Source organism: Serratia sp. CY40230, assembly GCF_052168835.1.
GTDB lineage: Bacteria > Pseudomonadota > Gammaproteobacteria > Enterobacterales > Enterobacteriaceae > Serratia > Serratia nematodiphila.
Genome location: NZ_JBJNLX010000004.1, coordinates 298,107 through 323,603 on the forward strand (window position 1 = coordinate 298,107; position 25,497 = coordinate 323,603).

Annotated in this window: 26 protein-coding genes; 21 read left to right on the top strand and 5 right to left on the bottom strand. The window is 62.7% G+C overall.

The window, feature by feature from the left end; all coding sequences use genetic code 11:
- Nucleotides 1-9 precede the first annotated feature (9 nt).
- A complete protein-coding gene (locus ACJ8IJ_RS16030) occupies nt 10-375 on the top strand; it encodes a cupin domain-containing protein (RefSeq protein ID WP_004933207.1) in 366 nt (121 codons plus the stop codon).
- Nucleotides 376-421: 46 nt separating this feature from the next.
- Here the strand turns inward: ACJ8IJ_RS16030 and ACJ8IJ_RS16035 are convergent, their stop codons facing one another.
- From ACJ8IJ_RS16035 to ACJ8IJ_RS16050, 4 genes are all read right to left on the bottom strand, one after another.
- The gene (locus ACJ8IJ_RS16035) at nt 422-1,228 is read right to left on the bottom strand and encodes an alpha/beta hydrolase (protein ID WP_369324560.1); all 807 of its coding nucleotides are present in this window, start codon (nt 1,226-1,228) and stop codon (nt 422-424) included.
- Nucleotides 1,229-1,323: 95 nt separating this feature from the next.
- The gene (locus tag ACJ8IJ_RS16040; protein WP_088381217.1) at nt 1,324-2,436 is read right to left on the bottom strand and encodes a class II histone deacetylase; all 1,113 of its coding nucleotides are present in this window, start codon (nt 2,434-2,436) and stop codon (nt 1,324-1,326) included.
- Nucleotides 2,433-3,620, bottom strand: a complete 1,188-nt coding sequence (locus ACJ8IJ_RS16045; RefSeq protein ID WP_015376520.1) for an MFS transporter — start codon at nt 3,618-3,620, stop codon at nt 2,433-2,435. Before ACJ8IJ_RS16045 ends, ACJ8IJ_RS16040 begins: the two co-directional genes overlap by 4 nt.
- Nucleotides 3,621-3,759: 139 nt before the next feature.
- Nucleotides 3,760-4,407, bottom strand: a complete 648-nt coding sequence (locus tag ACJ8IJ_RS16050) for a helix-turn-helix transcriptional regulator (protein ID WP_004933198.1) — start codon at nt 4,405-4,407, stop codon at nt 3,760-3,762.
- Nucleotides 4,408-4,889: 482 nt separating this feature from the next.
- Here ACJ8IJ_RS16050 and ACJ8IJ_RS16055 point away from each other — a divergent pair, with 482 nt between their 5' ends.
- The 9 genes from ACJ8IJ_RS16055 to ACJ8IJ_RS16095 all read left to right on the top strand — a co-directional run bounded on the left by ACJ8IJ_RS16055 (nt 4,890) and on the right by ACJ8IJ_RS16095 (nt 13,928).
- Nucleotides 4,890-6,602, top strand: a complete 1,713-nt coding sequence (locus tag ACJ8IJ_RS16055) for an arylsulfatase (RefSeq protein WP_442518809.1) — start codon at nt 4,890-4,892, stop codon at nt 6,600-6,602.
- Complete coding sequence (locus ACJ8IJ_RS16060; protein ID WP_442518810.1) at nt 6,599-7,783, top strand: anaerobic sulfatase maturase; 1,185 nt, start codon at nt 6,599-6,601, stop codon at nt 7,781-7,783. The genes ACJ8IJ_RS16055 and ACJ8IJ_RS16060 overlap by 4 nt, the downstream gene beginning before the upstream one ends.
- A gap of 129 nt (nt 7,784-7,912) precedes the next feature.
- Complete coding sequence (locus ACJ8IJ_RS16065) at nt 7,913-9,406, top strand: APC family permease (protein ID WP_280630958.1); 1,494 nt, start codon at nt 7,913-7,915, stop codon at nt 9,404-9,406.
- Complete coding sequence (locus tag ACJ8IJ_RS16070) at nt 9,381-9,971, top strand: DUF3156 family protein (RefSeq protein WP_154870156.1); 591 nt, start codon at nt 9,381-9,383, stop codon at nt 9,969-9,971. The genes ACJ8IJ_RS16065 and ACJ8IJ_RS16070 overlap by 26 nt, the downstream gene beginning before the upstream one ends.
- Nucleotides 9,964-10,746: an SDR family NAD(P)-dependent oxidoreductase gene (locus tag ACJ8IJ_RS16075; RefSeq protein ID WP_031300425.1), complete on the top strand. Its 783-nt coding sequence runs from the start codon at nt 9,964-9,966 to the stop codon at nt 10,744-10,746. The genes ACJ8IJ_RS16070 and ACJ8IJ_RS16075 overlap by 8 nt, the downstream gene beginning before the upstream one ends.
- An 11-nt stretch (nt 10,747-10,757) precedes the next feature.
- On the top strand, nt 10,758-11,555 hold the full coding sequence (locus ACJ8IJ_RS16080) for a molybdenum cofactor biosynthesis F family protein (protein ID WP_442518811.1): 798 nt from the start codon (nt 10,758-10,760) through the stop codon (nt 11,553-11,555).
- Between the two features lie 4 nt (nt 11,556-11,559).
- Nucleotides 11,560-12,348, top strand: a complete 789-nt coding sequence (locus tag ACJ8IJ_RS16085; protein WP_442518812.1) for an SDR family oxidoreductase — start codon at nt 11,560-11,562, stop codon at nt 12,346-12,348.
- A 130-nt stretch (nt 12,349-12,478) separates the two neighbouring features.
- Entirely contained in the window at nt 12,479-13,012 is a 534-nt protein-coding gene (abiEi, locus tag ACJ8IJ_RS16090; protein ID WP_046898063.1) for a type IV toxin-antitoxin system AbiEi family antitoxin, read from the top strand.
- Nucleotides 13,005-13,928: a nucleotidyl transferase AbiEii/AbiGii toxin family protein gene (locus ACJ8IJ_RS16095; protein ID WP_442518813.1), complete on the top strand. Its 924-nt coding sequence runs from the start codon at nt 13,005-13,007 to the stop codon at nt 13,926-13,928. Before abiEi ends, ACJ8IJ_RS16095 begins: the two co-directional genes overlap by 8 nt.
- Nucleotides 13,929-14,026: 98 nt before the next feature.
- Here the strand turns inward: ACJ8IJ_RS16095 and hpaR are convergent, their stop codons facing one another.
- Complete coding sequence (gene hpaR, locus ACJ8IJ_RS16100) at nt 14,027-14,479, bottom strand: homoprotocatechuate degradation operon regulator HpaR (RefSeq protein ID WP_004933183.1); 453 nt, start codon at nt 14,477-14,479, stop codon at nt 14,027-14,029.
- A 326-nt stretch (nt 14,480-14,805) separates the two neighbouring features.
- Between hpaR and ACJ8IJ_RS16105 the strand changes: the two genes are divergently transcribed.
- The 11 genes from ACJ8IJ_RS16105 to hpaC all read left to right on the top strand — a co-directional run bounded on the left by ACJ8IJ_RS16105 (nt 14,806) and on the right by hpaC (nt 25,466).
- Nucleotides 14,806-15,438, top strand: a complete 633-nt coding sequence (locus ACJ8IJ_RS16105; RefSeq protein ID WP_154870154.1) for a fumarylacetoacetate hydrolase family protein — start codon at nt 14,806-14,808, stop codon at nt 15,436-15,438.
- Nucleotides 15,435-16,199 (top strand): fumarylacetoacetate hydrolase family protein, encoded by a 765-nt coding sequence (locus tag ACJ8IJ_RS16110; protein ID WP_004933177.1) that lies wholly within the window; start codon nt 15,435-15,437, stop codon nt 16,197-16,199. Before ACJ8IJ_RS16105 ends, ACJ8IJ_RS16110 begins: the two co-directional genes overlap by 4 nt.
- Nucleotides 16,196-17,650 carry a 5-carboxymethyl-2-hydroxymuconate semialdehyde dehydrogenase gene (hpaE, locus tag ACJ8IJ_RS16115; RefSeq protein ID WP_033631722.1) on the top strand — a complete coding sequence of 485 codons (1,455 nt, stop codon included), beginning with the start codon at nt 16,196-16,198 and terminating at the stop codon, nt 17,648-17,650. Before ACJ8IJ_RS16110 ends, hpaE begins: the two co-directional genes overlap by 4 nt.
- 37 nt (nt 17,651-17,687) lie before the next feature.
- Nucleotides 17,688-18,761 (top strand): 3,4-dihydroxyphenylacetate 2,3-dioxygenase, encoded by a 1,074-nt coding sequence (hpaD, locus tag ACJ8IJ_RS16120; protein WP_004933173.1) that lies wholly within the window; start codon nt 17,688-17,690, stop codon nt 18,759-18,761.
- A 50-nt stretch (nt 18,762-18,811) separates the two neighbouring features.
- Nucleotides 18,812-19,198, top strand: coding sequence for a 5-carboxymethyl-2-hydroxymuconate Delta-isomerase (locus ACJ8IJ_RS16125; protein WP_004933172.1), 387 nt, complete (start codon nt 18,812-18,814; stop codon nt 19,196-19,198).
- Between the two features lie 14 nt (nt 19,199-19,212).
- Nucleotides 19,213-20,016 (top strand): 2-oxo-hept-4-ene-1,7-dioate hydratase, encoded by an 804-nt coding sequence (gene hpaH, locus ACJ8IJ_RS16130; RefSeq protein ID WP_004933170.1) that lies wholly within the window; start codon nt 19,213-19,215, stop codon nt 20,014-20,016.
- 77 nt (nt 20,017-20,093) lie between these two features.
- Nucleotides 20,094-20,888 carry a 4-hydroxy-2-oxoheptanedioate aldolase gene (gene hpaI, locus ACJ8IJ_RS16135; RefSeq protein ID WP_442518814.1) on the top strand — a complete coding sequence of 265 codons (795 nt, stop codon included), beginning with the start codon at nt 20,094-20,096 and terminating at the stop codon, nt 20,886-20,888.
- Nucleotides 20,889-20,891: 3 nt separating this feature from the next.
- Nucleotides 20,892-22,262, top strand: coding sequence for a 4-hydroxyphenylacetate permease (hpaX, locus tag ACJ8IJ_RS16140; RefSeq protein WP_074055320.1), 1,371 nt, complete (start codon nt 20,892-20,894; stop codon nt 22,260-22,262).
- Between the two features lie 34 nt (nt 22,263-22,296).
- Entirely contained in the window at nt 22,297-23,193 is an 897-nt protein-coding gene (gene hpaA, locus ACJ8IJ_RS16145; RefSeq protein WP_004933161.1) for a 4-hydroxyphenylacetate catabolism regulatory protein HpaA, read from the top strand.
- A gap of 178 nt (nt 23,194-23,371) precedes the next feature.
- Nucleotides 23,372-24,934, top strand: a complete 1,563-nt coding sequence (hpaB, locus tag ACJ8IJ_RS16150) for a 4-hydroxyphenylacetate 3-monooxygenase, oxygenase component (protein ID WP_004933158.1) — start codon at nt 23,372-23,374, stop codon at nt 24,932-24,934.
- 16 nt (nt 24,935-24,950) lie between these two features.
- Nucleotides 24,951-25,466, top strand: coding sequence for a 4-hydroxyphenylacetate 3-monooxygenase, reductase component (gene hpaC / locus ACJ8IJ_RS16155; RefSeq protein ID WP_004933156.1), 516 nt, complete (start codon nt 24,951-24,953; stop codon nt 25,464-25,466).
- Nucleotides 25,467-25,497 lie beyond the last annotated feature (31 nt).

Consider the following 25,497-nt stretch of genomic DNA (forward strand, 5'->3'; position numbering starts at 1 on the left):
GAGAATGACATGAAACCGTTACTGCTTAAACAACCGCTGCCGGAACTGCTGGAGATCGGCAGCGTCAGCAACCTGGGCGCCACGGTGATCGCCGGCACGCCAAACGTCGGCGTGGCCAGCATCTTCGGCGAACCGACCGACAACCTGAACTGCGGCGTGTTCAGCTGCACCCGCGGCAGCTTCGTGATGGAGTACCCGTTCGCCGAGCACGCCACGGTGTGGGAAGGCAGCGCCACCCTGACCAACGAACGCACCGGCGAGTCGGTGCACTATCAGGCCGGCGATTCCTGGTTCGTCGAGAAAGGCACTCCGGTGCGTTGGGACATCACCTCGGATCGCTTCGTCAAACACTACCTCGCCATCGTCGAGGGCTGACGCCGTCATGCCCCCCTCAGCAGGCTGAATGCCGAGGGGGAGCACCTTAACCTAACGCCCGCGCAATAAAGTCGGTTACCCGTTTGAGGATCTGATCCTTATTGGTTTCGTTAAAGCTCTCGTGCCGCCCGCCCGTGTTGATCATCCGTTCGAAATCGTCGCCCTGCAGACGATCGAGCGCGGTTTGCGTTTCGCTCATCAGCACCAGCCGATCGTCGTCGCCGTGGATCCACAGCGTAGGCAGCGCGCCGAACCCCGGCCCGGCGTTGATGGCGGCGAGGATCCGTTGCATGGCGCGCAGAGTGGGGCGCTTAAACGGCCCGTGCCACACCAGCGGATCTTCCTGATAGGCCGCTCCAACCGCCGGATCGCGCGCCAGGGTGGCGGTATCCAGCGGCGCGTCGGGGATCGTCGGCAACTCGGCCAGATCGGAAATCGCCGTTCTGTCGCCGAGCAGCGGGCCGGACAGCACCAATGCGCGCACCTCCTCGCCATAACGCTGCACGTAGCGGGTGGCGATCATGCCGCCCATCGAGTGGCCGATCACCACCAGCGGCAGCGTCGGATACTGTTGGCGAAGATGCTCGACCACGCGCTGAACGTCGTCGACGATGGCGTCATAATCCTCGATCAGCACGCGCTCGCCCTGCGACAGGCCGTGGCCCAGATGATCGGGGCCGAATACCCGCGCCCCCTGCGCCTGCAGCGTGCGCGCCACGTATTGATAGCGGCCGAGATGCTCGCCGTAGCCGTGCACCAGCAGCGCCAGATAGCGCGGCTTGTCGTTTCCCCAGTCGTGCAAGGCGATGTCGCCGTGGCGGCCTTTGATAAAGCTGACGGTTTGTTCGGACATGTTATTGTTCTCATGGTGGTAGGGTTGCCCTTCAGCGTAGCGGCTGGCGGCGAGCTTGTCAGGGGCGCCGGATGCGGCGCCCGCTCGAGAGGACATTACAGACCGAACTGGCGCGCCAGTTCGTCGAGCGCTTCGCGCTGGAAGCGATTGAAGGCGTCGCGCGGCTGCTGTTGCTGGATGAACTCTAGCAGCGGATCCTGCACTTCCGTGCGCACGCCGCTCAGCTGCTCCATCACCGCCAGTCCGCAGAACGGCACGTAGGATTCGGCGTAGCCGCCTTCATGCACCATCACCAGCTTGCCGCCGCACAGCCGGTCGGCGGCGTCTTGCACCAGCGCGGTCATGGCGCGGAAGCTGTCGCTGTGCAGCTGCATGCGCGCCAGCGGATCGAGCGCGTTGGCATCGTAGCCGCAGGCGACGATGATCAGCTCCGGCTCGAATTTTTCCAGCGCCGGGATAATGATGCGCCGCATGGCGTGCAGGTAGCCGTCGTCGCCGGCGCCGGCCAGCATCGGCACGTTGACATTGCAGCCTGCCCCGGCGCCTTCACCGCGATCCTGTTCGCCGGAATAGCCCGCCGGGAAGCAGCCGTCCTGATGCAGCGACAGCGTCAGCACGTCGCCGCGCTGCCAATAGATATGCTGGGTGCCGTTGCCGTGGTGCACGTCCCAGTCGAGCACCGCCACCTTGCCCAGGCCGTAGCGGGCCTTGGCGCGCTCGATGGCGATGGGAATATTGGCCAGGAAGCAGAAGCCCATCGATTGATCCGGCAGGCAGTGGTGGCCCGGCGGGCGCGACAGCGCATAGGCGTTATCCAGCTCGCCCTGCAGCACCGCCTCCACCGCCGCGCAGGCCAGCCCGGCGGAGAGTTTGGCGATTTCATAGCTGCCCGGCCCCAGCGGCGCCTCCTCCCCCAGCAGGCCGCCGCCGCTGTCGCTCACCTGTTTGAAGCGCTGCAGGTAGTGGGCGGGGTGGATGCGCAGCAGGTCTTCTTCCGTCGCCGGTTCGGCGCTCAGCAGGGTGAGTTGGCGCGACAGGCCGGACACGTCCATCAGGTTCTTCATGCGCCGCTTGGTTTCCGGCGATTCGGCGTGGCCGGCGCCGGAAGGCGGTTGCACCCAGCCGCCGACCGGCAGGGTGGTGGCGTGCAGGCCGGTGCTGTGCCAGAAACAGCGTTCATCAAACAAGAAACCGGTTGTTCTTTTCACCTTTCTCCTCCTGTTATACGGCGCGGTGCGCGCGGTGAAGCCAGCGAAATCAACAGCAGCGACAGCAGCGCGCAGCCCAGCGCGCCGAACAGCAAGGCGTTGAAACCGCCGGAATATTCGATTAAGGAGCCGGCCAGCGTCGGGCCGATGGCCATGCCGCCGCCGATCACCAGGTTGATGCCGTTCATCAGCTTGCCGTCGTTATCCAACCCGGCGACCCGCGCCAGAATGAATGGCAGCACAAAGGTCCAGGTGAATTTGAACAGCAGGGCCGCCAGGGCGAAGCGCAGCAGCAGGGGTTGGCCTGTCAGCAGCGCCACGCTGGCCAGCAGCAGGGCGTACCCCAGCACGATCAGGCGCCCGCCGCTGAAGCGCGCGCCGATCAGCGCCGCGGCGCCGGCGCCGACGATGCCGAGCAAGGTGGCGACGGCCAGCACCTGGCCGCTGTGGGCCGGCGACAGCCCGGCGCCGGCGGCGATGCCGCCGATAAAGGTCCAGACCGCGCTCAGGCTGATGTAAAAGGTCAGCACCGCCAGCACGGCGCACAGCTTGCGCGCCAGCGAGGCGGCGGGGCCGCTGCGGGCGGCGCGGGCGGCGGTAAAACCGTTGGGGAACGCCGGGATGAGCGGCAGACAGCACAGCATGATGGCCGCCAAAATCAGGTAGACCGCCATCAGACCGAAGTGCGCGAACAGCGGCGGCAGCACCAGCAGCCCGACCGCGCCCAGCACCAGCTGGCCGAGCACCCAGAAGGCATACACCCGGCTGGGATTGGCGGTGCCGGCGGCGCAGGTGATGCACAGGATCATCAGGGTGCCGCCCGCCAGCGAGGCGATAAAGCGCAGCGGCAGCAGCAGGGTGAAATCCTGCACCAGCGCCGAAGCCAGGTTGCCGGCGATAAACACCAGCGCCGACAGCGTAGCGACCCGCCGCCAGTTGATGCGCCCGATCCACCACCACGCCGGCAGCGTGGCCAGGCTCATGGCGCCGAGTTCGGTGGAGAACAGGTGGCCGATCTGCGCCGGGCCGAGCTGCCACTGAGTCGCGAGCTGGGCGGCCACGGCGGGGGCGGTCATCAGAATGCCCGGCGCGATGGCGGCGAAGACGATAATGGCGGTCAGCAGCCGCGGCGGGCAGGGGAGCGCCGCGCCGACGGCGGGCGCGGAAACCGAATCACTGGACATAAACCTTTTCCCCAAGCGTTGAGTGACGATGAAATATCCCGCCCGGCCCGATTGCGGGCAGGGGGAAGCCGCGCCATAAATGGCGAATATGTTCTGGCGTTATTTTCCGGCCGTCGGCAGCGGCGGCCGTTATCGGGCGTTAACCGTGAGCGAGAAAACCGCCGGCGACCAGTTCGGTGCGGTTCACCACGTCGGTTTTGGCGAAAATATTGCGCATATGGGTTTTCACCGTAGACAGCGAAATGCCCAGCTTCAGGGCGATGCGCTTATTGCTGGCGCCTTCGCGCACCATGTTGACGATCTCTTGCTCTTTGGCGGTCAGCAGCTGCGCCTCGCTGTCGGGCAGCAGATCGCGCGTCGCCAGCTCGATCAGCGGCAGCACCGCGCGCAGGCGGCCGCGCTCCACTTCGGTAAACGGCGTATCGCGGATCAGCGACACCCCGGCAACGATGCGCTTACGCTGGCGAATAAAAATCTCCGTCATGTCGCGCATGTCGTTCGGCAGCATAAAGTCGTGGTAATAGCGGCGGTTGCCGGCGATCGCCGCCGGGCTCATGCCGACCATGGTGATGTCTTGCCGGTGGAAATTGGCCGGCTGCAGCGGGTCAATTTGCTGGAAGTGGTTCAGGTACTGCTGATGCGTTTTATCGGGCATGCCGTGCAGGATGTAGTGATCCGGCCGCAGGTCGCGATCGACCAGATAAAACACCCCGGCGGAGACCGGGATCAGGTGCGTAATGGTCGCCAAACAGCTGTTGATAAAGGCATCGGATGCGGTGCTGTGCATGATTCGTGTTCCTCCCTTTATCGTTCAATCTGGAGAAGGTTGGCGGTCAATATATGAACGATACAAGCATAGTTGTAGCAATTTGGCAACACAATAAAAACATATTAACAACGTGAGGCCGATTGCAATAAAACACATAAATAACAAGATGACACTGCGTTAATCAGGGCTTTTTCGTTCGGATTTATCGCGATTTTCATTAATAGGTTAATGAAATAGTTCACCGCTTTTCCCGCTGAATTTACAGCGCTTTTCAATGCTTGCTCGGGTGAAGCTTTCGCCGCCCCGCGCGTGCTACAGCCGCCGCTGTCGTCGCCGTCCCTCGTTCTTAAGAACGATAGCCAGGCTTTTCCGCCGCTTTCTACACTGCGAATTGAAGATAGCGCCAGGCGGCGCCAAACGTATAAGACGAAAAAATGATGACCTTTCTCGGGCTGAGGCGTCGGGTTGTTCAGTCCGCATGACCATACAGGGGACGGACGATGCAGAAAAAAACGTTGGCGGTGGCGTTGAGCGGCGCCTTATCGGGCCTGGCTCAGGGGGCGGACGCCGATCGTCCCAATGTGCTGATCATTCTGGTGGACGACATGGGCTACTCCGACATCAGCCCATTCGGCGGCGAGATACCGACGCCCAACCTGCAGGCGCTGGCCGAACGGGGCGTGCGCATGAGCCAGTACTACACCTCGCCGATGTCGGCGCCGGCGCGTTCGATGTTGATGACCGGCAACACCAATCAGCAGGCCGGCATGGGCGGCATGTGGTGGTATGAGAGCACCGCCGCGCAGCCGGGGTATGAAATGCGCCTGACCGACCGCGTGACCACGCTGCCGGAGCGTTTTCGCGACGCGGGTTACGCCACCATGATGGCGGGCAAATGGCACCTGGGCTATGTCGACGGCGCCAAACCGACCGATCGCGGCTTTGAGCGCGCCTTCGCCTTTATGGGCGGCGGCACCAGCCATTTCGACGACGCGAAACCGCTGGGTACCGTGGAGGCGTTCCACACGTTTTACACCCTGAACGGCAAACGTGTGTCGTTGCCCAAAGATTTCTATTCCAGCAAGGCCTATGCCGAACAGCTGGAACAGTGGATCCGTGAGACGCCGCAGAATAAGCCCGTCTTCGCCTATCTGGCGTTTACCGCGCCGCACGATCCGCTGCAGGCGCCGGATGACTGGATCGCCAAATTCGACGGCAAATACGACGCCGGTTACCAGCAGGCCTATCAGCGGCGCATTCAGCGCCTGAAGGCGCTGGGGTTGATTTCCGATCGCACGCCGATGCCGACGCTGGCGCTGGATAAGGCCTGGAACGCGCTGACGCCGGAACAGCAAAAATATGAAGCCAAGACCATGCAGGTGTACGCGGCGATGATCGCTTACATGGACGATCAGGTCGGCGCGGTGCTGAATACCCTGAAGCAGACCGGCCGCGACCAAAATACGGTGATCGTGTTCGCCACCGACAACGGCGCCAACCCGGCCAGCGGCTTTTACTACGGCTCGAAGCCGGAGTATTGGCGGCAGTTCGACAACAGCTACGCCAACCTCGGCCGCAAGGGATCGTTCATCTCTTACGGGCCGCACTGGGCCAACGTCAGCAATGCGCCGTACGCCAACTACCACAAGACCACCAGCGCGCAGGGCGGCATCAACACCGATTTCATCATCTCCGCGCCGGGGTTGAAGGGCCGCGGCGGTATCGATCGCACGCCGATGGCGGTGTATGACATCGCACCGACGCTGTACGACTATGCCGGCATCGACGCCAGCAAACCGCTGAAGGCCAAGCCGACGCTGCCGATGGTCGGCGTCAGCTTCAAGCGCTATTTCAGCGGCGAGGCCGACGGTGTGCCGCGCGCGACCTACGGCGTGGAGCTGCATAACCAGGCCGCCTACGTGGACGGCGTCTGGAAGCTGCGGCGGTTGGTGAAGGCCGGGCCGACGGCGCAGATGGCGCCGTGGGGGCTGTTCAACCTGCATGACGATCCGCTGGAGACGCGCGATCTGGCCGCCGCCGACCCGGAACGGGTCAAACGGCTGAGCGAGGCGTATCGCCGCTTTGCGCAGCAGAGCATGGTTATTGAAGCCAAAGGTGCAGCGATCGACTATCTCGGCGTCGACGCCAACACCGGCGACTACATCGGCCTGGATCCGCAGACCCACAAACCGTTGCCGCAGGCGGCGCCATGAACCTGGCCCAGCTGCGCGCGCAGCAGATCCCGGTAGAGAGCGAACCGCGCGCGGCGGCGCCTTTTCACCTGCTGGTGAAGCCGATCGGCGCCGGCTGCAACCTGGGTTGCCGCTACTGCTACTATCCGCAGCGCCAGGAAGAACGGACGCGCAAGATGGACGACGACCTGCTGGCGGAGTTTATCCGCGGCTACATCGCCGCTCAGCCGCGCTACAGCCGCGAGATCAACTTCGTCTGGCAGGGCGGAGAGCCGCTGTTGGCGGGGATCGGTTTTTACAAGCGGGCGCTGGCGTTGCAGCGCCGCTTTGCGCCGCCGGGCGTGCGGATCAGCAACAGCCTGCAGACCAACGGCACCCTGCTGAACGATGCCTGGTGCCGGCTGTTCCGGCAGCATCAATTCATCATCGGCGTCAGCCTGGACGGCGATCGCGAGGTGCAGGACGCTCATCGGCCGGACAAGCGCGGCGGTGCCAGCTATGACGCCGCGCTGCGCGGCATCGCGCTGCTGCAGCGCCATCAGATCGACTTCAACCTGCTGATGGTGGTGCACGACGGCGTCGCGGATCGCGCCGAGGCGATCTACGATCATGCGGTGGCGATCGGGGCGCGCTATCTGCAGTTCCAGCCGCTGATGCTGGAAGGGGATGCGCCCACCGCCGGCTATGGGCTGAGTGCCGCCAACTGGGGGCGCTTCATGCTGGCGGTATACCGCCGCTGGCGCAGCCGCGGGCACGTCGGCCAGGTGTTTGTGATGAACATCGAGCAGGTCTACGCGCAGTATTTTACTCACGTCAGCCCCAGCTGCGTGCACGCCGAACGCTGCGGCGGCAATCTGGTGATGGAGCCGGACGGTCGCCTCTACGCCTGCGATCATCTTATCAACGCGCAGCACCTGCTCGGCCATGCCGATCGCCACACGCCGCTCGCCATCCTGGCGGCAAAGGCGGCGGAGATGCCGTTCGGCAAGAACAAAAGCCTGCGCCGCGAGTGCCAACGCTGCAGCGTGAAAAGCGTCTGTCAGGGCGGCTGCCCGGCGCATGTGGGCGAAGATCGCTACAACCGGTTGTGCGCCGGCTATTACGCCTTCTTTTCCACGCTGTTGGCGCCGCTGCGCGCCTACCCGCGCAGCCCGCAGGGGGCGATGCAGTGGCGCGCCGCCGTGAGCGCTGCCGCAGGTTGAAAGCGTCTCGTCCTTAAGGACGATAGTCAGCATTTTCCTTTCCTCTCTATAGTGAGATGACCGCCGCTGGCGGTGAAAAACCTGCAAGCACCTGCATGCATCAGGCCAAAACTATAAGAGGAAATAACCATGAACCTGTCGTCGCGGTTGCACGCCCACCTGGCTCGAGGCAAGGTCGGCTTTCCCACCACCCTGGCCAGTTCGGTCGGGGTGATCATGGCCAGCCCGGTGATCCTGACGGTCACCAGCGGCTTCGGCATCGGCGGCGACACCTTCGCGCTGGCGATGCTGATCGCCTTCATCATGATGCAGGCGCAGCTCACCACTTTCTCCGAAGCGGCGGCGCTGTTGCCGACCTCCGGTTCGGTTTACGACTACATCTCCTGCGGCATGGGGCGCTTTTTCGCCATCACCGGCGCGCTGTCGGCCTACCTGATCGTGCACATCTTCGCCGGCACCGCCGAGACCATTCTCTCCGGCATCATGGCGCTGGTGAACTTCGAGCATCTCAACACCCTGATGGAAAGCCACAACGCCTCCTGGATGGTCGGCGTCGGGCTGGTCGTCGTGTTCGGCCTGCTCAACGCGTTCGGCATTGAGGCCTTCGGCAAGGCGGAGATCGTGCTGACCTTCGCCATGTGGAGCACGCTGGTGATTTTCGGCATCGTCGGGCTGCTGTCGCCGCATGCGGTGCCGCTCGAGGGCTGGTTCGGCAGCACGCTCGATCTGAACGATCCCTTCGCGGTATTCAGCCTGATCGGCATGGCGATGTTCATGTTCGTCGGCTGTGAGCTGGTGACGCCGATGGCGCCGGAGATCAAACGCTGCGATCGGGTGATCCCGCGCGCGATGGCGCTCGGGCTGTGCGGCGTGGCGGTGTGCATGGCGCTGTATGGCGCGGCGCTCAGCCACCAGGTGGAAAACGTGGTGATCGACGCCGCCAGCGGCACGCGCCTGCTGGAAACGCCGATGGCCATCCCGGCGTTCGCCGGCCAGGTGATGGGCCAGTTCGGCAAATACTGGCTGGGCGTCGGCCTGCTGCTGGCGGGCGCAGCAACCATCAACACGCTGATGGCGGCGGTGCCGCGCATTCTGTACGGCATGGCGCTGGACGGCGCGCTGCCGCGCATGTTCGCCTATCTGCACCCACGCTTTAAGACGCCGGTGGTCGGCATTCTGGTGGCGGTCTTGATCCCCTGCGTACACGCCTTCGCCATTCAGGGCAACCTCGACAGGATCATTCCACTGGTGCTGGCGGCGGTGTGCGCCTGGGGCGTGGCCTACCTGCTGGTGACCTGCTCGGTGGTGATCCTGCGCCTGCGCCGCCCCGATCTGCCGCGCGCCTATAAATCGCCGTGGTTCCCGCTGCCGCAGATCGTCTCCAGCGTCGGCATCGTGCTGGCCATCGTCTACATCACGCCGCCGGGGATGAACCCGCACGACGTCTACATTCCCTTCGGCTGGATGATCGGCCTGACCGCCGCCTATGCGCTGTTCTGGACGCTGTGCGTGCAGAAAGTGAATCCGTTCAAGCCGGTGCCGGTCGAGCAGGTGCTGGAGAACGCGTTCGCCAAGGGTGAAAACGAGGAGGCGCAGTTTGATCGGCTTACTTCCCTCACTTAATCGCGCCTGGCGGCGAGCGCCGTCGGGCTATCGGCCGGGCGCCGCGCTGGATCGTCTGGCGCGCAACCTGGAACCCTACGCGTGCGAACGCCTGGCGCCGGGCCTGCTGCGGCTGACGCTGCCGCAGGGGCCGCAGATCGAGGTCAGCGAACAGGTGCAGGGGCTGTTTATGGCGCATATCGTCAGCCACCGCTTTCGGTTACAGGGCGCGTGCGCGGCGCAGCCCCCGCTGACGCTGGACGTGGTGACCGGCGGTTGGCTGCGGCGGCGCGGCGTGCGCTATCTGCTGCGCCAACGCCATGCGGCCGCGCAGCGGTTGCTGGCCGGCCTGGTGCGCTACCCGCAGATCGGCGAGACGCTGGCGCAGCTGGATTTTCGCCGCGTGCGGCTGACGGTCAAAGACGGGCGCTGGCAGGTGGATATCGAGCATTTCGCCGCGTCGGAGGTGGTCAGCCGTTTGCCGGCCGGCCGCCGCTATCTGCGGCTGGATGCCGAACAGCGGCGGCTGCTGTTGAGCAGCCTGCTGATGATCGGCCAACTGATGGAGAAGCTGAATCATGAATAGAGTGGTTGTGATTACCGGCGGCGGCACCGGCGTCGGCGCCGCCTGCGCCCGTCTGCTGGCGGCGCAGGGCGATCGGGTGTTCATCATCGGCCGCCGCCCGGAACCGCTGGCGGCGCTGGCGCATGAGATCGGCGCGCAGGCGCTGGTGGGCGACGCCGCCAGCGGCGAGAGCTGGGCCCACACGTTGCTGCCGGCCATTCTGCGCGACGCCGGGCGCATCGACTGCCTGATCGGCAGCGCCGGTGGCATGGGCTTCAAGCGTATTACCGAGATGACCGACGAGCAGTGGCAAGGGGCGATGGACAGCAACCTCAACAGCGCTTTCGCCAGCGCGCGCGCCTGCCTGCCGGAGCTGATCAAGAGCGGCGGCAATCTGCTGTTCGTCGCCTCGATCGCCTCGCTGGCCGCCGGGCCGGAGGTCTGCGGCTACGTCACCGCCAAGCACGCGCTGATCGGGCTGATGCGCTCCATCGCCCGCGACTATGGCCCGCTGGGCGTGCGCGCCAACGCGGTGTGCCCGGGCTGGGTAACCACGCCGATGGCGGACGAAGAGATGCAGCTGCTGATGGACGCCCATCAGATCTCGCTGGAGCAGGCTTACCAGATGGTCTGCCGTGACGTGCCGCTGCGCCGGCCGGCCAGCGCCGAGGAGATCGCCCGCGTCTGCCGTTTCCTCTGTTCCAGCGAGGCTTCAATCATTACCGGCGCGGCGCTGGTGGCCGACGGCGGCTCTACCATCGTCGATGTGCCGACATTGGCTTTCACTTCCCTGTAAGGAGCATTTCCATGAGTTCAGAAGCGGTATTCATTCAGGTTGGCGCGCTGGCGGAAGGCTTTGCGCCGCACAGCAACACGCTGGAACGCCAGCACGGGCTGGCGGGCACCACGCTGACGCTGCGTTTCAGCGACGGCGCGACGCAGCGTTGCCGGTTCACCGACGAGCAGACGCTGGAGTGGGGGGAGCGGCGCGGTATCGCCTATCGCGCTACCAGCATTCGCCCCGGCGTGCTGTTCATCGATTTTCTCGATCCCGCCCGCGCCAACGCCAGCATTACGCTGGTGTGCGACCGCAATCAGGGCAACTTCACCGCGGTGTACGGCCAACTGCCGGATGAAGCGCAGGCGCGGCTCGACGCCTTCAGCCGGGTGGAGCAGGGGCTGCCGCTGACCGCGGTCGAGGCCGAATTCCGCTTCGGCACGCTGGATGACGCCGACGTGGCGCCGCCGGGCTTTACCGATGAGCTGATCGGCATGCGCAACATGTACACCTACAGCCCGACCGAGCGCTACGAGCACATCTACCTGAACGACAACTTCTATGCCTGGCAGTGTCTGGACGGGGTGGAGAAAGGACTGGCGGACGTGGATCGCTGCCACTACGTGAAGGTGGCGGAGCAGCTTTATCTGTTTGTCTGGCGCGAGAAGATCATTCCGACGCTGGGCGTGGTGATGATCGATCTGCAGGGCATGCGCACCGACGGCAAGATCCTCGGTTATCAGGGCAGCGATTTCAGCGCGCTGAGCAACTTTGCGGTGGGCGCCCATGCGCAGGTGCTGAACACCACGCGCCACCCGCGAGGATAGGCCGATGAGCGCAACCTATGCGGTCGACGCCTTCGCCGGGCAGGCGGTGCTGGTGACCGGCGGCGCGCAGGGCATCGGGCTGGCGATCGTCAGCGCCTTCGCCCGGCTGGGCGCCGAGGTGACGATCGCGGACGTGCAGCTGCCGCAGGCGCAGGTGGCGGCGCAAATGCTGCGGGACGAAGGGTTGAGCGTGCAGGCGCTGGCCTGCGATCTGGCCGAGCCGGGGCAGATCGCCGAGTTGGTGGCGGCGGTGGGCGAGCGGCACCAACGGCTGGACGTGGTGATCCACAACGCCGCCTATTTTCCGCTGACTCCGTTCGCCGCCATCGACGCGGCCCTGTTGCAACGCACGCTGAGCGTCAATCTGATGGCGCCGTTCTTTCTGGCGCAGGCGGCGCTGCCGTGGATGCGCCGCGCCGGCGGCGGCAGCCTGCTGGTGACCTCGTCGGTGACCGGCCCGCGGGTGGCGTATCCGGGGCTGGCGCATTACGCCGCCTCCAAGGCCGGGGTAAACGGCTTTATTCGCGCGGCGGCGCTGGAGCTGGCGGCGGAGAACATTCGCGTCAACGGCGTGGAGCCGGGGATGATCCGCACGCCGGCGATGGCCAACCTGGGCGACGCGCAGGTGAATCAGGCGATCGCCGCCGCGGTGCCGCTCGGGCGGCTGGGGGAACCGGAAGACATCGCAGCGGCGATGGTGTTTCTCGCCTCGCCGGCGGCGGCCTATATCACCGGCCAGACGCTGGTGGTGGACGGCGGCGCGCTGTTGCCAGAAACGAATGCTCAAGTTTGATTCAGAAACACTCCCGGTGATCTACAAATAAACCCCTTTAGAGGGGTTTATTTGTATAGATATCGTTGTTATCGTATCCATCTATACATAATCCCCCCAAATAAGGGGGAGTATTCGTAGGAATGACGCCGTGGATAAAATGACAGCCATTAATACGCTGGATAAATTCAGCAGGTTGGGAAAGCACATTTTTCTTACTCAGGATCTCGCCACCCTTTTCCCGGCCGAGTCACCGAAAACATTGCAAAAATCAGTCGATCGCTTAGTGGCCGCCGGTATCCTTAAACGAGTGGCGAAGGGGGTTTATGCGAATGCTCGGGCTTCTCTGGGGGGGTACCCTCTGGAGAGCATCGCGATCAATCTTCGGCGGGGAGAATACAATTACATCAGCCTGGAATCTGCGTTATCTCAGTACGGCGTCATCTCACAAATTCCTATCGATAGACTTACTATCATGTCTACCGGCCGTTCGGGAGAGTTCGTCACTCCTTGGGGCGTTATCGAAATCACCCATACCAGCAAGAAACCTATCGATATTCTTCGGGGGAGCCTCGAAGGCAGAGGCCCGTTGCGCATCGCGACGAAAGAAACGGCGATAAAAGATCTGTTTCGGGTAGGGAGAAATACGCATCTCATTCAACAGGGAGAGCTCGCTGATGTCTGACTCCGTCGATTTTAATCAACTGGTCGATGACATCGTCAGGTCAGATAATCTGGCGTCCGTCAGGCCCGTGGTGGAAAAGGAACTGCTGCATTATGACATTTTGTATGCACTCTCGAATGCGGGATTCTTAAAGTCTCTGATATTTCAGGGGGGCACGTCGCTGCGCCTGTGCTACGGCTCTAGCCGTTTCAGCGAGGACTTGGACTTTGCGGGAGGCCGTCTTTTTTGCTCTGCAAACATGAAGGAAATCAAAACGTGCATTGAGCGCTACGTTGGCAGTCGGTATGGCCTGGAGGTGACGGTTAAAGAGCCTGCGGAACTGAGGCGTGAGCCTGACTACGTTGATGTTACCGTGGATAAATGGCAAATATCGGTGACGACGTTCCCGGAGCGTAAAGAATTGCCGAAGCAACGCATCAAAATCGAGATCGCAAATATTCCAGCCTATACGAGCGATCCGCGGATGCTGATAAGGAATTATTCTCAGTTGCCGGACGGTTATTCTGATTTGATTATCCAGGTTGAGACACTGAGTGAAATTATGGCTGACAAACTCGTTTCTCTGCCGGCAACTACGCGCCGCATTCGCTATCGCGACATCTGGGATCTGGCCTGGTTAAGACAGCAGAATGCGGATATTGATGCGGAACTGGTGGCGAGAAAATTGGCTGATTACGGCCTGGAGCGCAAGTTTGAAGCGTTGCTGCAGGCTCGAATCGATACTTTACATGCCGTTGTTACAAGCCGGGAATTTAATGCTGAGATGAGGCGATTCCTGCCCGTTGAAGTTTATGAACGCACCATCAATCAGCCGCAGTTTATGCAATATCTTGAGGCTACGTTAGGTGAGTTGCTGACTACCGTGCAAAAGCAACTCTACGGTAAGCCTGCGGCCGTCCCGCCGTTCAAAATGTAGAGACAGTTTTTCAATTCAAGCCCGACGAGTTCGGGCTTTTTCTTGAGGAAAGGATAGCCGCAAATCCGAGCATCAGTGAAGCATCTCGGCCGGCCCAATCACTGCTTGGCGGGATGCGCGGTGACGTTGGCGGGCAGGCTGTCGCCCAGGGTGATCAGCTCGTCCAGCAACGTCATCAGCTGGTCCATTTTCTGCCGCGAGAAAGCGGCTTCAATCTCGGCGTAGCCCTGTTCCACCTGGTGGCGCGCCACTTCATACAGATCCTGCCCCTGCTGGGTCAGCGACACGTACAGCTTGCGCTGATCGTTGACCGGCTTGAGGCGGAAGATCAGCTTATCACGCTCCATGCGCGACAGAATGCCGGTCAGGCTGGGGCGCAGGATGCAGGTTTCCGCCGCCAGTTCGTGGAATTCGATCGAGCGGCTGTTGGCCAGCACGCGGATGATGCGCCACTGCTGCTCGGTGAGATTGTGGCTTTTCAGGATCGGGCGGAAGAACCCCATGGCGGTTTCACGCGCCTGCAGCAGGGCGATGGTTAACGATTCATGCATAAGTTTGGCCTTAGCTATCAAGGTGTTCGCTGTTACGGCGCTCGTCATGGGGGCGCCTGCCCCGCAAAGCCCGATTTGTTAATAACTTAATAGTAGCCAAAGTTATCCGCAGGGATAAAGCAAAAATGCGTGGCGCAGCGAAAAATGGCAAGAAAAATGATTAATGCGTTGAATAATCACGCCAATGTTTGTTGTTTGTGAATATTTTGTTATCACGATCACAAATCATTCCAAGCGCGTTGCGTAAAAGCTGCACAGCGTATAAAAGTAATCATTAACATATTAATGAATGCCGGTTGTCATGTTTTGCCATTGGAGGAGTTCGCATGAAAGGCACCGTATTTTCCGTTGCGCTGAACCACCGCAGCCAACTGGACGCCTGGGATCAGGCGTTTCACCAGCCGCCGTACCAGACCCCGCCCAAAACCCCGGTGTGGTTTATCAAACCGCGCAATACCCACCTCGCCAACGGCGGGGCGATCCCGTTTCCGGCCGGTGAAACCGTGCAGAGCGGCGGCACGCTGGCGGTGATCATCGGCGACACCGTTCGCAAGGTGCCGGCGGCGCAGGTGAGCCGTTATCTGGCCGGTTACGCGTTGGCCAACGACGTCAGCCTGCCGGAGAGCAGCTTCTATCGCCCGGCGATCAAGGCCAAATGCCGCGACGGGTTCTGCCCGCTGGGAGAGATGGGCCAACTGGAGAATGCCGATCGGCTGGAGATCGTCACCGAGATCAACGGCGTGGAGCAGGATCGCTGGTCCACCGCCGATCTGGTGCGCTCGGTGCCGGAGCTGATCGCCGCCATCAGCGATTTCATCACCCTGCAGCCGGGCGATGCGGTGCTGATCGGCACCCCGCACCAGCGGGTGGAGATCAAACCGGGGGATGAGGTGACGGTGCGCGCCGCCGGCCTGCCCACTTTGAGCAACCGCGTCACCCAGGCAGGAGCCGCATCATGAAACATGCCCGTATTCGCCATCATGGCCAGATCGTCAACGTTCAGGTGGACGACCAGCTGCGCGTCACGCTGCCGAACGGCGAGGTGCTGCAGGAGCGCGAAGTGGAATGGCTGCCGCCGGCGCAGGGCACGGTGTTTGCCCTGGGGCTGAACTATGCCGACCACGCCAGCGAACTGGAATTCAAGGCGCCGGAAGAGCCGCTGGTGTTCCTCAAGGCGCCGAACACCCTGACCGGCCATCGTCAGGTATCGGTGCGTCCGGCCGACGTGGAGTACATGCATTATGAAGCCGAGCTGGTGGCGGTGATCGGCAAGACCGCACGCAACGTCAGCCGCGAGCGCGCCATGGAGTATGTGGCGGGTTACACCCTGTGCAACGACTACGCCATCCGCGACTACCTGGAAAACTACTACCGGCCGAATCTGCGGGTGAAGAGCCGCGATACCCTGACGCCGATCGGGCCGTACATCGTCGATCGCGACGACGTCGCCGATCCGCACCGGCTGGCGCTCAGCACCTACGTCAACGGTGAGCTGCGCCAGCGCGGCAGCACCGCCGACATGATTTTCGATATTCCGTTCCTGATCGCCTACCTGAGCGAATTCATGACGCTGCAGCCGGGCGACATGATCGCCACCGGCACGCCGAAAGGGCTGGCCGACGTGCGGCCGGGCGACGAAGTGGTGGTGGAGATCGAAGGCATCGGCCGTTTGGTTAACCACATTATCAGTGAAAAAGATTACGAGGAGAGCCTGCGATGAAAACCATCAACCACTGGATCAACGGCAAGAACGTCGCCAGCAAAGAGTATTTCACCACCACCAACCCGGCGAACGGCGAGGTGCTGGCGGAGGTGGCATCCGGCGGCCAGCTGGAGATCGACCAGGCGGTGGCGGCCGCGAAAGAGGCGTTTCCCAAGTGGGCGAATACGCCGATGAAAGAGCGTGCGCGCCTGATGCGCCGTTTGGGTGAACTGATCGACCAGAACGTGCCGCAGATCGCCGAAATGGAAACCGCCGACACCGGCCTGCCGATCCATCAGACCAAAAACGTGCTGATCCCGCGCGCCTCGCACAACTTCGAATTCTTCGCCGAGGTATGCCAGCAGATGAACGGCAAGACCTACCCGGTGGACGACAAGATGCTCAACTACACGCTGGTGCAGCCGGTGGGGGTCTGCGCGCTGGTGTCGCCGTGGAACGTGCCGTTCATGACCGCCACCTGGAAAACCGCGCCTTGCCTGGCGCTGGGCAACACGGCGGTGCTGAAAATGTCCGAACTGTCGCCGCTGAGCGCCGATCGCCTGGGCGAGCTGGCGCTGGAAGCCGGCATTCCGGCCGGGGTGCTGAACGTGGTGCAGGGCTACGGCGCCACCGCCGGCGACGCATTGGTGCGCCATAAAGACGTGCGCGCGGTTTCGTTCACCGGCGGCACCGCCACCGGCCGGCGCATCATCGAAAGCGCCGGGCTGAAGAAATTCTCCATGGAGCTCGGCGGCAAGTCGCCGGTGCTGATCTTTGAAGACGCCGACATCGAGCGGGCGCTCGACGCCGCGCTGTTCACCATCTTCTCGATCAACGGCGAACGCTGCACCGCCGGTTCGCGCATCTTCATTCAGGAGAGCATCTACCCGGAATTCGTCAAACGTTTCGCCGAGCGCGCCAACCGTCTGCGCGTCGGCGATCCGCAAGATCCCAACACCCAGGTGGGGGCGCTGATCAGCCCGCAGCACTGGGAAAAAGTCTCCGGCTATATCCGCCTCGGGGTGGAGGAAGGGGCGACCCTGTTGGCCGGTGGCCCGGATAAACCGGCCGGCTTGAGCCACGGCAACTTCCTGCGCCCGACGGTGCTGGCGGATGTCGACAACCGGATGCGCGTAGCGCAGGAGGAGATCTTCGGGCCGGTGGCCTGCCTGCTGCCGTTCAAATCGGAAGAAGACGGCCTGCGCATGGCCAACGACGTGGAGTACGGCCTGGCGTCGTACATCTGGACGCAGGATGTGAGCAAGGTTCTGCGCCTGGCCCGCGGCATCGAAGCGGGCATGGTTTTCGTCAACACCCAAAACGTGCGCGATCTGCGCCAACCGTTCGGCGGCGTGAAAGCCTCCGGTACCGGCCGCGAAGGCGGCGAATACAGCTTCGAAGTGTTCGCCGAAATGAAGAACGTGTGCATTTCCATGGGCGACCACCCGATCCCGAAATGGGGCGTCTGAGCCTCAGGCCACAATAATAACGAAAGAGATGAGAACAATGACGACAAAACTGACCACTAATGCTGTCCCTGCTCCCGACGTCGTGCGCTGTGCCTACATGGAGATTCAGGTCACGAACCTTAAAGCCGCACGCGAATTTTACGTCGATATCCTCGGCCTGGTCGTAACCGCCGAAGATGACAAAACCCTCTACCTGCGTTCGATGGAGGAGTTCATTCACCATAACCTGGTGCTGCGCGAAGGCCCGGTCGCCGCCGTGGCGGCGTTTGCTTTCCGCGTGCGCACGCCGGAAGACGTCGATCGCGCCGAAGCGTATTTCAAGGCGCTTGGCTGCCGCACCGAGCGGCGGGTTAACGGGTTCGCCAAAGGCATCGGCGATGCGGTGCGGGTAGAAGATCCGCTCGGTTTCCCGTATGAGTTTTTCTACGATGTGCAGCACGTCGAGCGTCTGGCCTGGCGTTACGATCTGTATACGCCGGGCGCGCTGGTGCGCCTCGACCACTTTAACCAAATCACCCCTGATGTGCCGCGCGCCGTGGAATATATCCAGGGGCTGGGTTTCCGCGTGACGGAAGACATCCGCGATGAAGACGGCGTGGTTTACGCTGCCTGGATGCGCCGCAAGGCGACGGTGCACGATACCGCGATGACCGGCGGCGCCGGGCCGCGCATGCACCACATCGCCTTCGCCACCCATGAAAAACACAACATTTTGGCCATCTGCGACAAGCTCGGCGCGCTGCGCAAATCCGATTTGATCGAACGCGGCCCTGGCCGTCACGGCGTCTCCAACGCGTTCTATCTCTACCTGCGCGATCCCGATGGCCACCGTGTGGAAATCTACACGCAGGATTACTACACCGGCGATCCGGACAACCCGACCGTGACCTGGGACGTGCATGACAACCAGCGCCGCGACTGGTGGGGCAATCCGGTGGTGCCGAGCTGGTACACCGAAGGATCGCTGGTGCTGGATCTCGATGGGCAGCCGCAGCCAGTCATCGAACGCAGCGCGCCCAGCGAAATGGCCGTCACCATCGGCGCAGACGGTTTTTCCTATACCCGCGAGGGCGATACGGAAAAAGGTTTCAAACTTGGCAATACGCTGTAAATGCCGTTGCGCGGGCCTCGCCCGCGCCTATGCGCCGTCTGGAGAACGCTATGCCCCATTTTTACGCTGAATGTACCGACAACATCCGCCGCGAGGCGGATTTGCCCACCCTGTTCGCCAAGGTCAACGAGGCACTGGCGGCGACCGGCATCTTCCCGCTGGCCGGCGTGCGCAGCCGCGCCATCTGGCTCGATACCTGGCAAATGGCCGACGGCAAGCAGGATTACGCCTTCGTGCACATGACGCTGAAGATCGGCCACGGCCGCAGTCTGGAAAGCCGTCAGCAGGTGGGCGAGATGCTGTTTGCGCTGATCAAGGAACACTTCGCCGCGCTGATGGCGCAGCGTTACCTGGCGCTCTCTTTCACTATGGAAGAGCTGGATCCGGTGCTGAATTACAAACAGAACAATGTCCACGCGCTGTTCAACAAGGCGTGAATAAGGGGTCGTAAATGCTGGATAAAGAGCAGGTTAACCGCGCCGTGCAGCGTCTGCATCAGGCGGAAAAGAGCCGTGAGCAGATCCGCGCGCTGTCGCTCGATCATCCCGAGATCACCATTGAAGACGCCTATGCCATTCAGCGGCAGTGGGTAGAACTGAAGATCGCCGAGGGGCGCACGCTCAAAGGCCACAAGATCGGCCTGACCTCGCGCGCCATGCAGGTGAGCTCGCAGATCACCGAGCCGGATTACGGCGCGCTGCTGGACGACATGTTCTTCAACGACGGCAGCGACATTCCGATCGATCGCTTCATCGTGCCGCGGGTGGAAGTGGAGCTGGCGTTCGTGCTGGCCAAGCCGCTGCGCGGGCCGAACTGCACGCTGTTCGACGTCTACAACGCCACCGACTACGTCATTCCGGCGCTGGAGATCATCGACGCGCGCAGCCACAACGTCGATCCCGAGACGCAGCGGCCGCGCAAGGTGTTCGACACCATCTCCGACAACGCCGCCAACGCCGGGGTGGTGATGGGGGGGCGGCCGATCAAGCCGGATGCGCTGGATCTGCGTTGGATCTCTGCGCTGCTGTACCGCAACGGCGTGATTGAAGAGTCCGGCGTGGCAGCCGCGGTGCTCAACCACCCGGCCAACGGCGTGGCCTGGCTGGCCAACAAGCTGGCGCCGTATGAGGTGGAGCTGGAAGCGGGGCAGGTGATCCTCGGCGGTTCATTCACCCGGCCGGTGCCGGCGCGGCGCGGCGATACCTTCCACGTCGACTACGGCCCGATGGGCTGCATCAGCTGCCGCTTCGTCTAATAAGCAGGCTCGGCGAACCGGGCCGCACTAAACCGGGCGGGGGCCATGCGCCGCGCCCGCTTGTCAGGGAGAATGCGATGTTAACCAACCACTTCAAGCGAGCGCTGCAGGAAAAACGCCCGCAGATCGGGCTGTGGCTCGGGCTGTGCAGCAGCTACAGCGCCGAACTGTTGGCCGGCGCCGGTTTCGACTGGCTGCTGATCGACGGCGAACATGCGCCCAACAACGTGCAGACGGTGCTGTGGCAGTTGCAGGCTGTTGCGCCTTACCCCAGCCAGCCGGTGGTGCGGCCGCCGTGGAACGACGCGGTGATCATCAAGCAACTGCTGGACGTCGGTGCGCAAACCTTATTGATCCCGATGATTCAGAACGCCGAACAGGCGCGCGACGCGGTGCGCGCCACGCGTTATCCGCCGCATGGCGTGCGCGGCGTCGGCAGCGCCCTGGCGCGCGCCTCGCGCTGGAACCGGGTGCCCGATTACCTGCAGCAGGCCGACGAGCAGATGTGCGTGCTGGTGCAGATTGAAACCCGCGAGGCGGTGAAAAACCTCGACGCCATTCTGCAGGTGGAAGGGGTGGACGGCGTGTTTATCGGCCCGGCGGATCTCAGCGCCGATATGGGCTTCGCCGGCAACCCGCAGCACCCGGAGGTGCAGCGCACCATCGACGACGCCATCGCGCGCATCCGCGCCGCCGGCAAGGCGCCGGGCATTCTGATGGCCAACAAGGCGCTGGCGCAGCGCTATCTGGAAGCCGGCGCGCTGTTCGTCGCGGTAGGGGTGGATACCACCCTGCTGGCGCGGGCGGCGGAAGCCCTGGCGGACGAGTTCAAACAGGGCGGGGCGCAAGCGCCTTCATCGGGAGTCTACTGAACCATGAACCACGTCGATTCGCTGCCGCCGGCCAACCCGGCGCAGCAACATAAAGCGTTAACCGCCGCCGAGCAATCGGTGATTAAAAAGTTGTTTCGGCGCCTGATTATTTTCCTGTTCGTGTTGTTTGTTTTCTCTTTCCTCGATCGCATCAACATCGGCTTCGCCGGGCTGACGATGGGCAAAGATCTCGGCCTCAGCTCGACCATGTTCGGGCTGGCGGCGACGTTGTTCTATGTCACCTACGTGATCTTCGGCATTCCCAGCAACATGATGCTGAGCCGGGTCGGCGCGCGGCGCTGGATCGCCACCATCATGGTGCTGTGGGGCATCGCCTCCACCTGCACCATGTTCGCCACCGGGCCGACCAGCCTGTATGTGCTGCGCATGATCGTTGGCATCACCGAGGCCGGCTTCCTGCCGGGCATTCTGGTGTACCTCACCTACTGGTTCCCGGCGTTTTATCGCGCCCGCGCCAACGCCTTGTTCATGATCGCCATGCCGGTGACTATGGCGATCGGTTCGCTGGTCTCCGGCTATATTCTGGCGCTGGACGGAGTGATGAACCTGAAGGGCTGGCAGTGGCTGTTCCTGCTGGAAGGGATCCCGTCGGTGCTGCTGGGCGTGGTGGTGTGGTTCTACCTCGACGACACCCCGGCCAAGGCCAAGTGGCTGACTGACGAGGAAAAAGCCAGCCTGAAGGCGATGATGGAGGCCGACAAGCTGCAGCTGGTGCAACCCAACGGGCCGAGCAGCCACCGCGCGCTGCAGCAGCGTAGCCTGTGGCGCGAGATTTTCACGCCGATTGTGTTGATGTATACGCTGGCCTATTTCTGCCTGACCAACACCCTGAGTGCGATCAACATCTGGACGCCGCAGATCCTGCAGAGCTTCAACCAGGGCAGCAGCAACGTGACGATCGGCATCCTGGCGGCGATCCCGCAGATCTGCACCATCGCCGGCATGGTGTGGTGGAGTAAACGATCCGACAGGCTGCAGGAGCGCAAGCATCACACCGCGCTGCCGTACCTGTTCGCCGCCGCCGGCTGGCTGCTGGCGTCCGCCACCGATCACAGCCTGATCCAGCTGCTGGGGATCGTGATGGCGTCGGTCGGTTCCTTTACCGCCATGGCGATCTTCTGGACCACGCCGGATCAGTCGATCAGCCTGGAAGCGCGGGCGGTGGGGATCGCGGTGATCAACGCCACCGGCAACATCGGATCGGCGCTCAGCCCGCTGTTGATCGGCTGGTTCAAGGACATGACCGGCAGCTTCAACTCCGGGCTGTATTTCGTCTCGGCGCTGTTGATCGTCGGCGCCGTGCTGGTGTGGCGCATCCCGATGAAGGATTCGCGCCCGAGAGCGACGCCTTGATACGCAGACAGGCAGGATTGCAGGAGGTAATGAGGTGCGGAAAAGTACCGGTTTTATCGCCAACATCGATATTTGCAAAGAGTATGACGCGCGCTACGCCGCCGACGAGGTGCACTACGAAACCTTCGCCGGGTTGGCGGCATTCTTTGGCCGCGACATGCAGGTGCACTGGCACGACTGCTTCTTCCAGGTGCATTTTCTGGAGACCGGCAAGATAGAGCTGCAGCTCGACGATCAGCACTATTCGGTGCAGGCGCCGCTGTTCATCCTCACGCCGCCGTCGGTGCCGCATGCGTTCTTCACCGAACCGGACAGCGACGGCCACGTGCTGACGGTGCGTCAGGAGTTGATTTGGCCGCTGCTGGAGCGCCTGTACCCCGGCAGCAACCTGGCGCTGGACATGCCGGGCATCTGCCTGTCGCTGGCCGATGCGCCGCAGGAGCTGACGGCGCTCAGCCACTATTGGGCGCTGATCCGCCGCGAGTTCGCGCAGAATCTGGCCGGGCGCGAACAGACGCTGGCGCTGTTGGCGCAGGCGGTGTTCACGCTGCTGCTGCGTAACACCGCGCTGGAAGACAGCGCCAACAGCGGCGTGCGCGGCGAACTGCAGCTGTTCCAGCGCTTCAACAAGATGGTGGACGAGCGTTTCCGCGAGCATCTGCCGGTGCCGGAGTATGCGCAGGCGTTGGGGGTGACCGAATCGCGGCTCAACGACCTGTGCCGGCGCTTCGCCAACCGGCCGCCCAAGCGGCTGATCTTCGATCGGCTGCTGCGCGAGGCCAAACGCATGCTGTTGTTCAGCGCCTGCACGGTGCATGAAACCGCCTACAGCCTCGGCTTCAAGGATCCGGCCTATTTCGCCCGGTTTTTCAATCGGCTGGAAGGCTGTTCCCCCTCGACCTACCGCGCGGCGCAACACGCCCTTTCGTAACCGCGATCACAGTTTGCCGCGAAAGCGGCAAACTGACCTGAAAAGTACCGGCGATTGCCGCAAAAGTCTCTTCTCGAAACCGGCTTTGGCAGCTTCAATTAAGCAACCAAAAGAAAACATTATTTTAACAAATGGCCAGCTCCACGGCCTGAAAAATGCCGATGACGAGGAAGACCCGATGAAACCAGAAGACTTTCGTGCCGACAGCAAACGCCCGTTCACCGGCGCCGAATACCTGAAAAGTTTGCAGGACAGCCGCGAAATCTACATTTACGGCGAGCGCGTGAAAGACGTCACCACCCATCCGGCGTTCCGCAACGCGGCGGCGTCTGTCGGCCAGCTGTACGACGCGCTGCACGATCCGGCCAGCCAGGATCGCCTGTGCTGGAATACCGACACTGGCAACGGCGGCTACACCCACAAATTCTTCCGCTATGCCCGCAGCCCGGAAGAGATGCGTCAGCAGCGCGACGCCATCGCCGACTGGTCGCGCCAAAGCTATGGCTGGATGGGGCGCACGCCGGACTACAAGGCGGCCTTCGGCTGCGCGCTGGGCGCTTATCCGGAGTTCTACGGCCAGTTCGCCGATAACGCGCGCCACTGGTACAAACGCATTCAGGAAACCGGGCTCTATTTCAACCACGCTATCGTCAACCCGCCGATCGATCGTCATAAGCCGGTCAACGAGGTGAAGGACGTCTACATTCAGGTGGAGAAAGAGACCGACGCCGGCATCATCGTCAGCGGCGCCAAAGTGGTGGCCACCAACTCGGCGTTGACCCACTACAACTTCATCGGCTTCGGTTCGGCGCAGGTGATGGGCGATAATCCGGACTTCGCGCTAATGTTCGTGGCGCCGATGGACGCCGAAGGGGTGAAGCTGATTTCGCGCGCCTCCTACGAGCTGGTGGCCGGCGCCACCGGTTCGCCGTTCGACTACCCGCTGACCAGCCGCTTCGACGAGAACGACGCGATCCTGATCATGGATCATGTGTTGATCCCGTGGGAAAACGTGCTGATCTACCGCGATTTCGACCGCTGCCGCCGCTGGAGTACTCAAGGCGGTTTCGCCCGGCTGTTCCCGCTGCAGGCCTGCGTGCGCCTGGCGGTGAAGATGGACTTCATCACCGCGCTGCTGCAAAAGAGCCTCTCGTGCACCGGCGTGCTGGAGTTCCGCGGCGTGCAGGCCGATCTGGGCGAAGTGGTGGCCTGGCGCAACCTGTTCTGGTCGCTGAGCGACGCGATGTGCGCCGAAGCCACTCAATGGGAAAACGGCGCCTACCTGCCGGATTCCGCCGCGCTGCAGACCTACCGCGTGATGGCGCCGATGGCCTACACCAAGGTGAAACACATCATCGAGAAGAACGTCACCAGCGGCCTGATCTACCTGCCGTCCAGCGTGCGCGACATGAACAACCCGGAGATCGACAAGTACCTGGCGCGCTACGTGCGCGGATCGGACGGTATGGATCACGTCGAGCGCATCAAGATCCTCAAACTGATGTGGGATGCGATCGGCAGCGAGTTCGGCGGGCGCCACGAGCTGTATGAGATCAACTACGCCGGCAGCCAGGATGAGATCCGCCTGCAGTGCCTGCGCCACGCGCAGGGATCCGGCAACATGGATCGCATGATGCAGATGGTCGACAAGTGCCTGGCCGATTACGATCAGCACGGCTGGAAGGTGCCGCACCTGCGGAATAATGACGATATTAATCAGTTGGATAATCTGCTGAAGTAATTCAGGAGGAGGTTGTATGTCTCAGGAAAATGAACAGCGGTTGCGCTTTCGTGACGCCATGGCCAGCCTGTCGGCGGCGGTGAATATCGTCACCACCGACGGCCCGGCGGGGCGCTGCGGCATCACCGCCACGGCGGTGTGCTCGGTGACCGATACGCCGCCGACGCTGCTGGTGTGCATCAACCGCAACAGCGCGATGAACCCGGTGTTTCAGGAAAACCGCAGGCTGTGCGTCAACGTGCTCAACCACGAACAGGAACTGATGGCGCGCCACTTCGCCGGCATGACCGGCGTCAGCATGGAAGATCGTTTCCGGCTGGAAGAGTGGCAGCTTGGCGCGTTGGGGCAGCCTGTATTGCGCAATACCCTGGCCAGCCTGGAAGGGGAGATCGAGCAGATCCAGAGCATCGGCACCCACCAGATGTACCTGGTGCAGATCAAGCAGATCGCGCTGAGCGAAGCCGGCAACGGCCTGATCTACTTCAAGCGCAACTTCCATTCAGTGATCCACCAGATGGCGGTGCCGGCCTGAGGCGTGGGGGCGCAGTTGGCTGCGCCCCTCA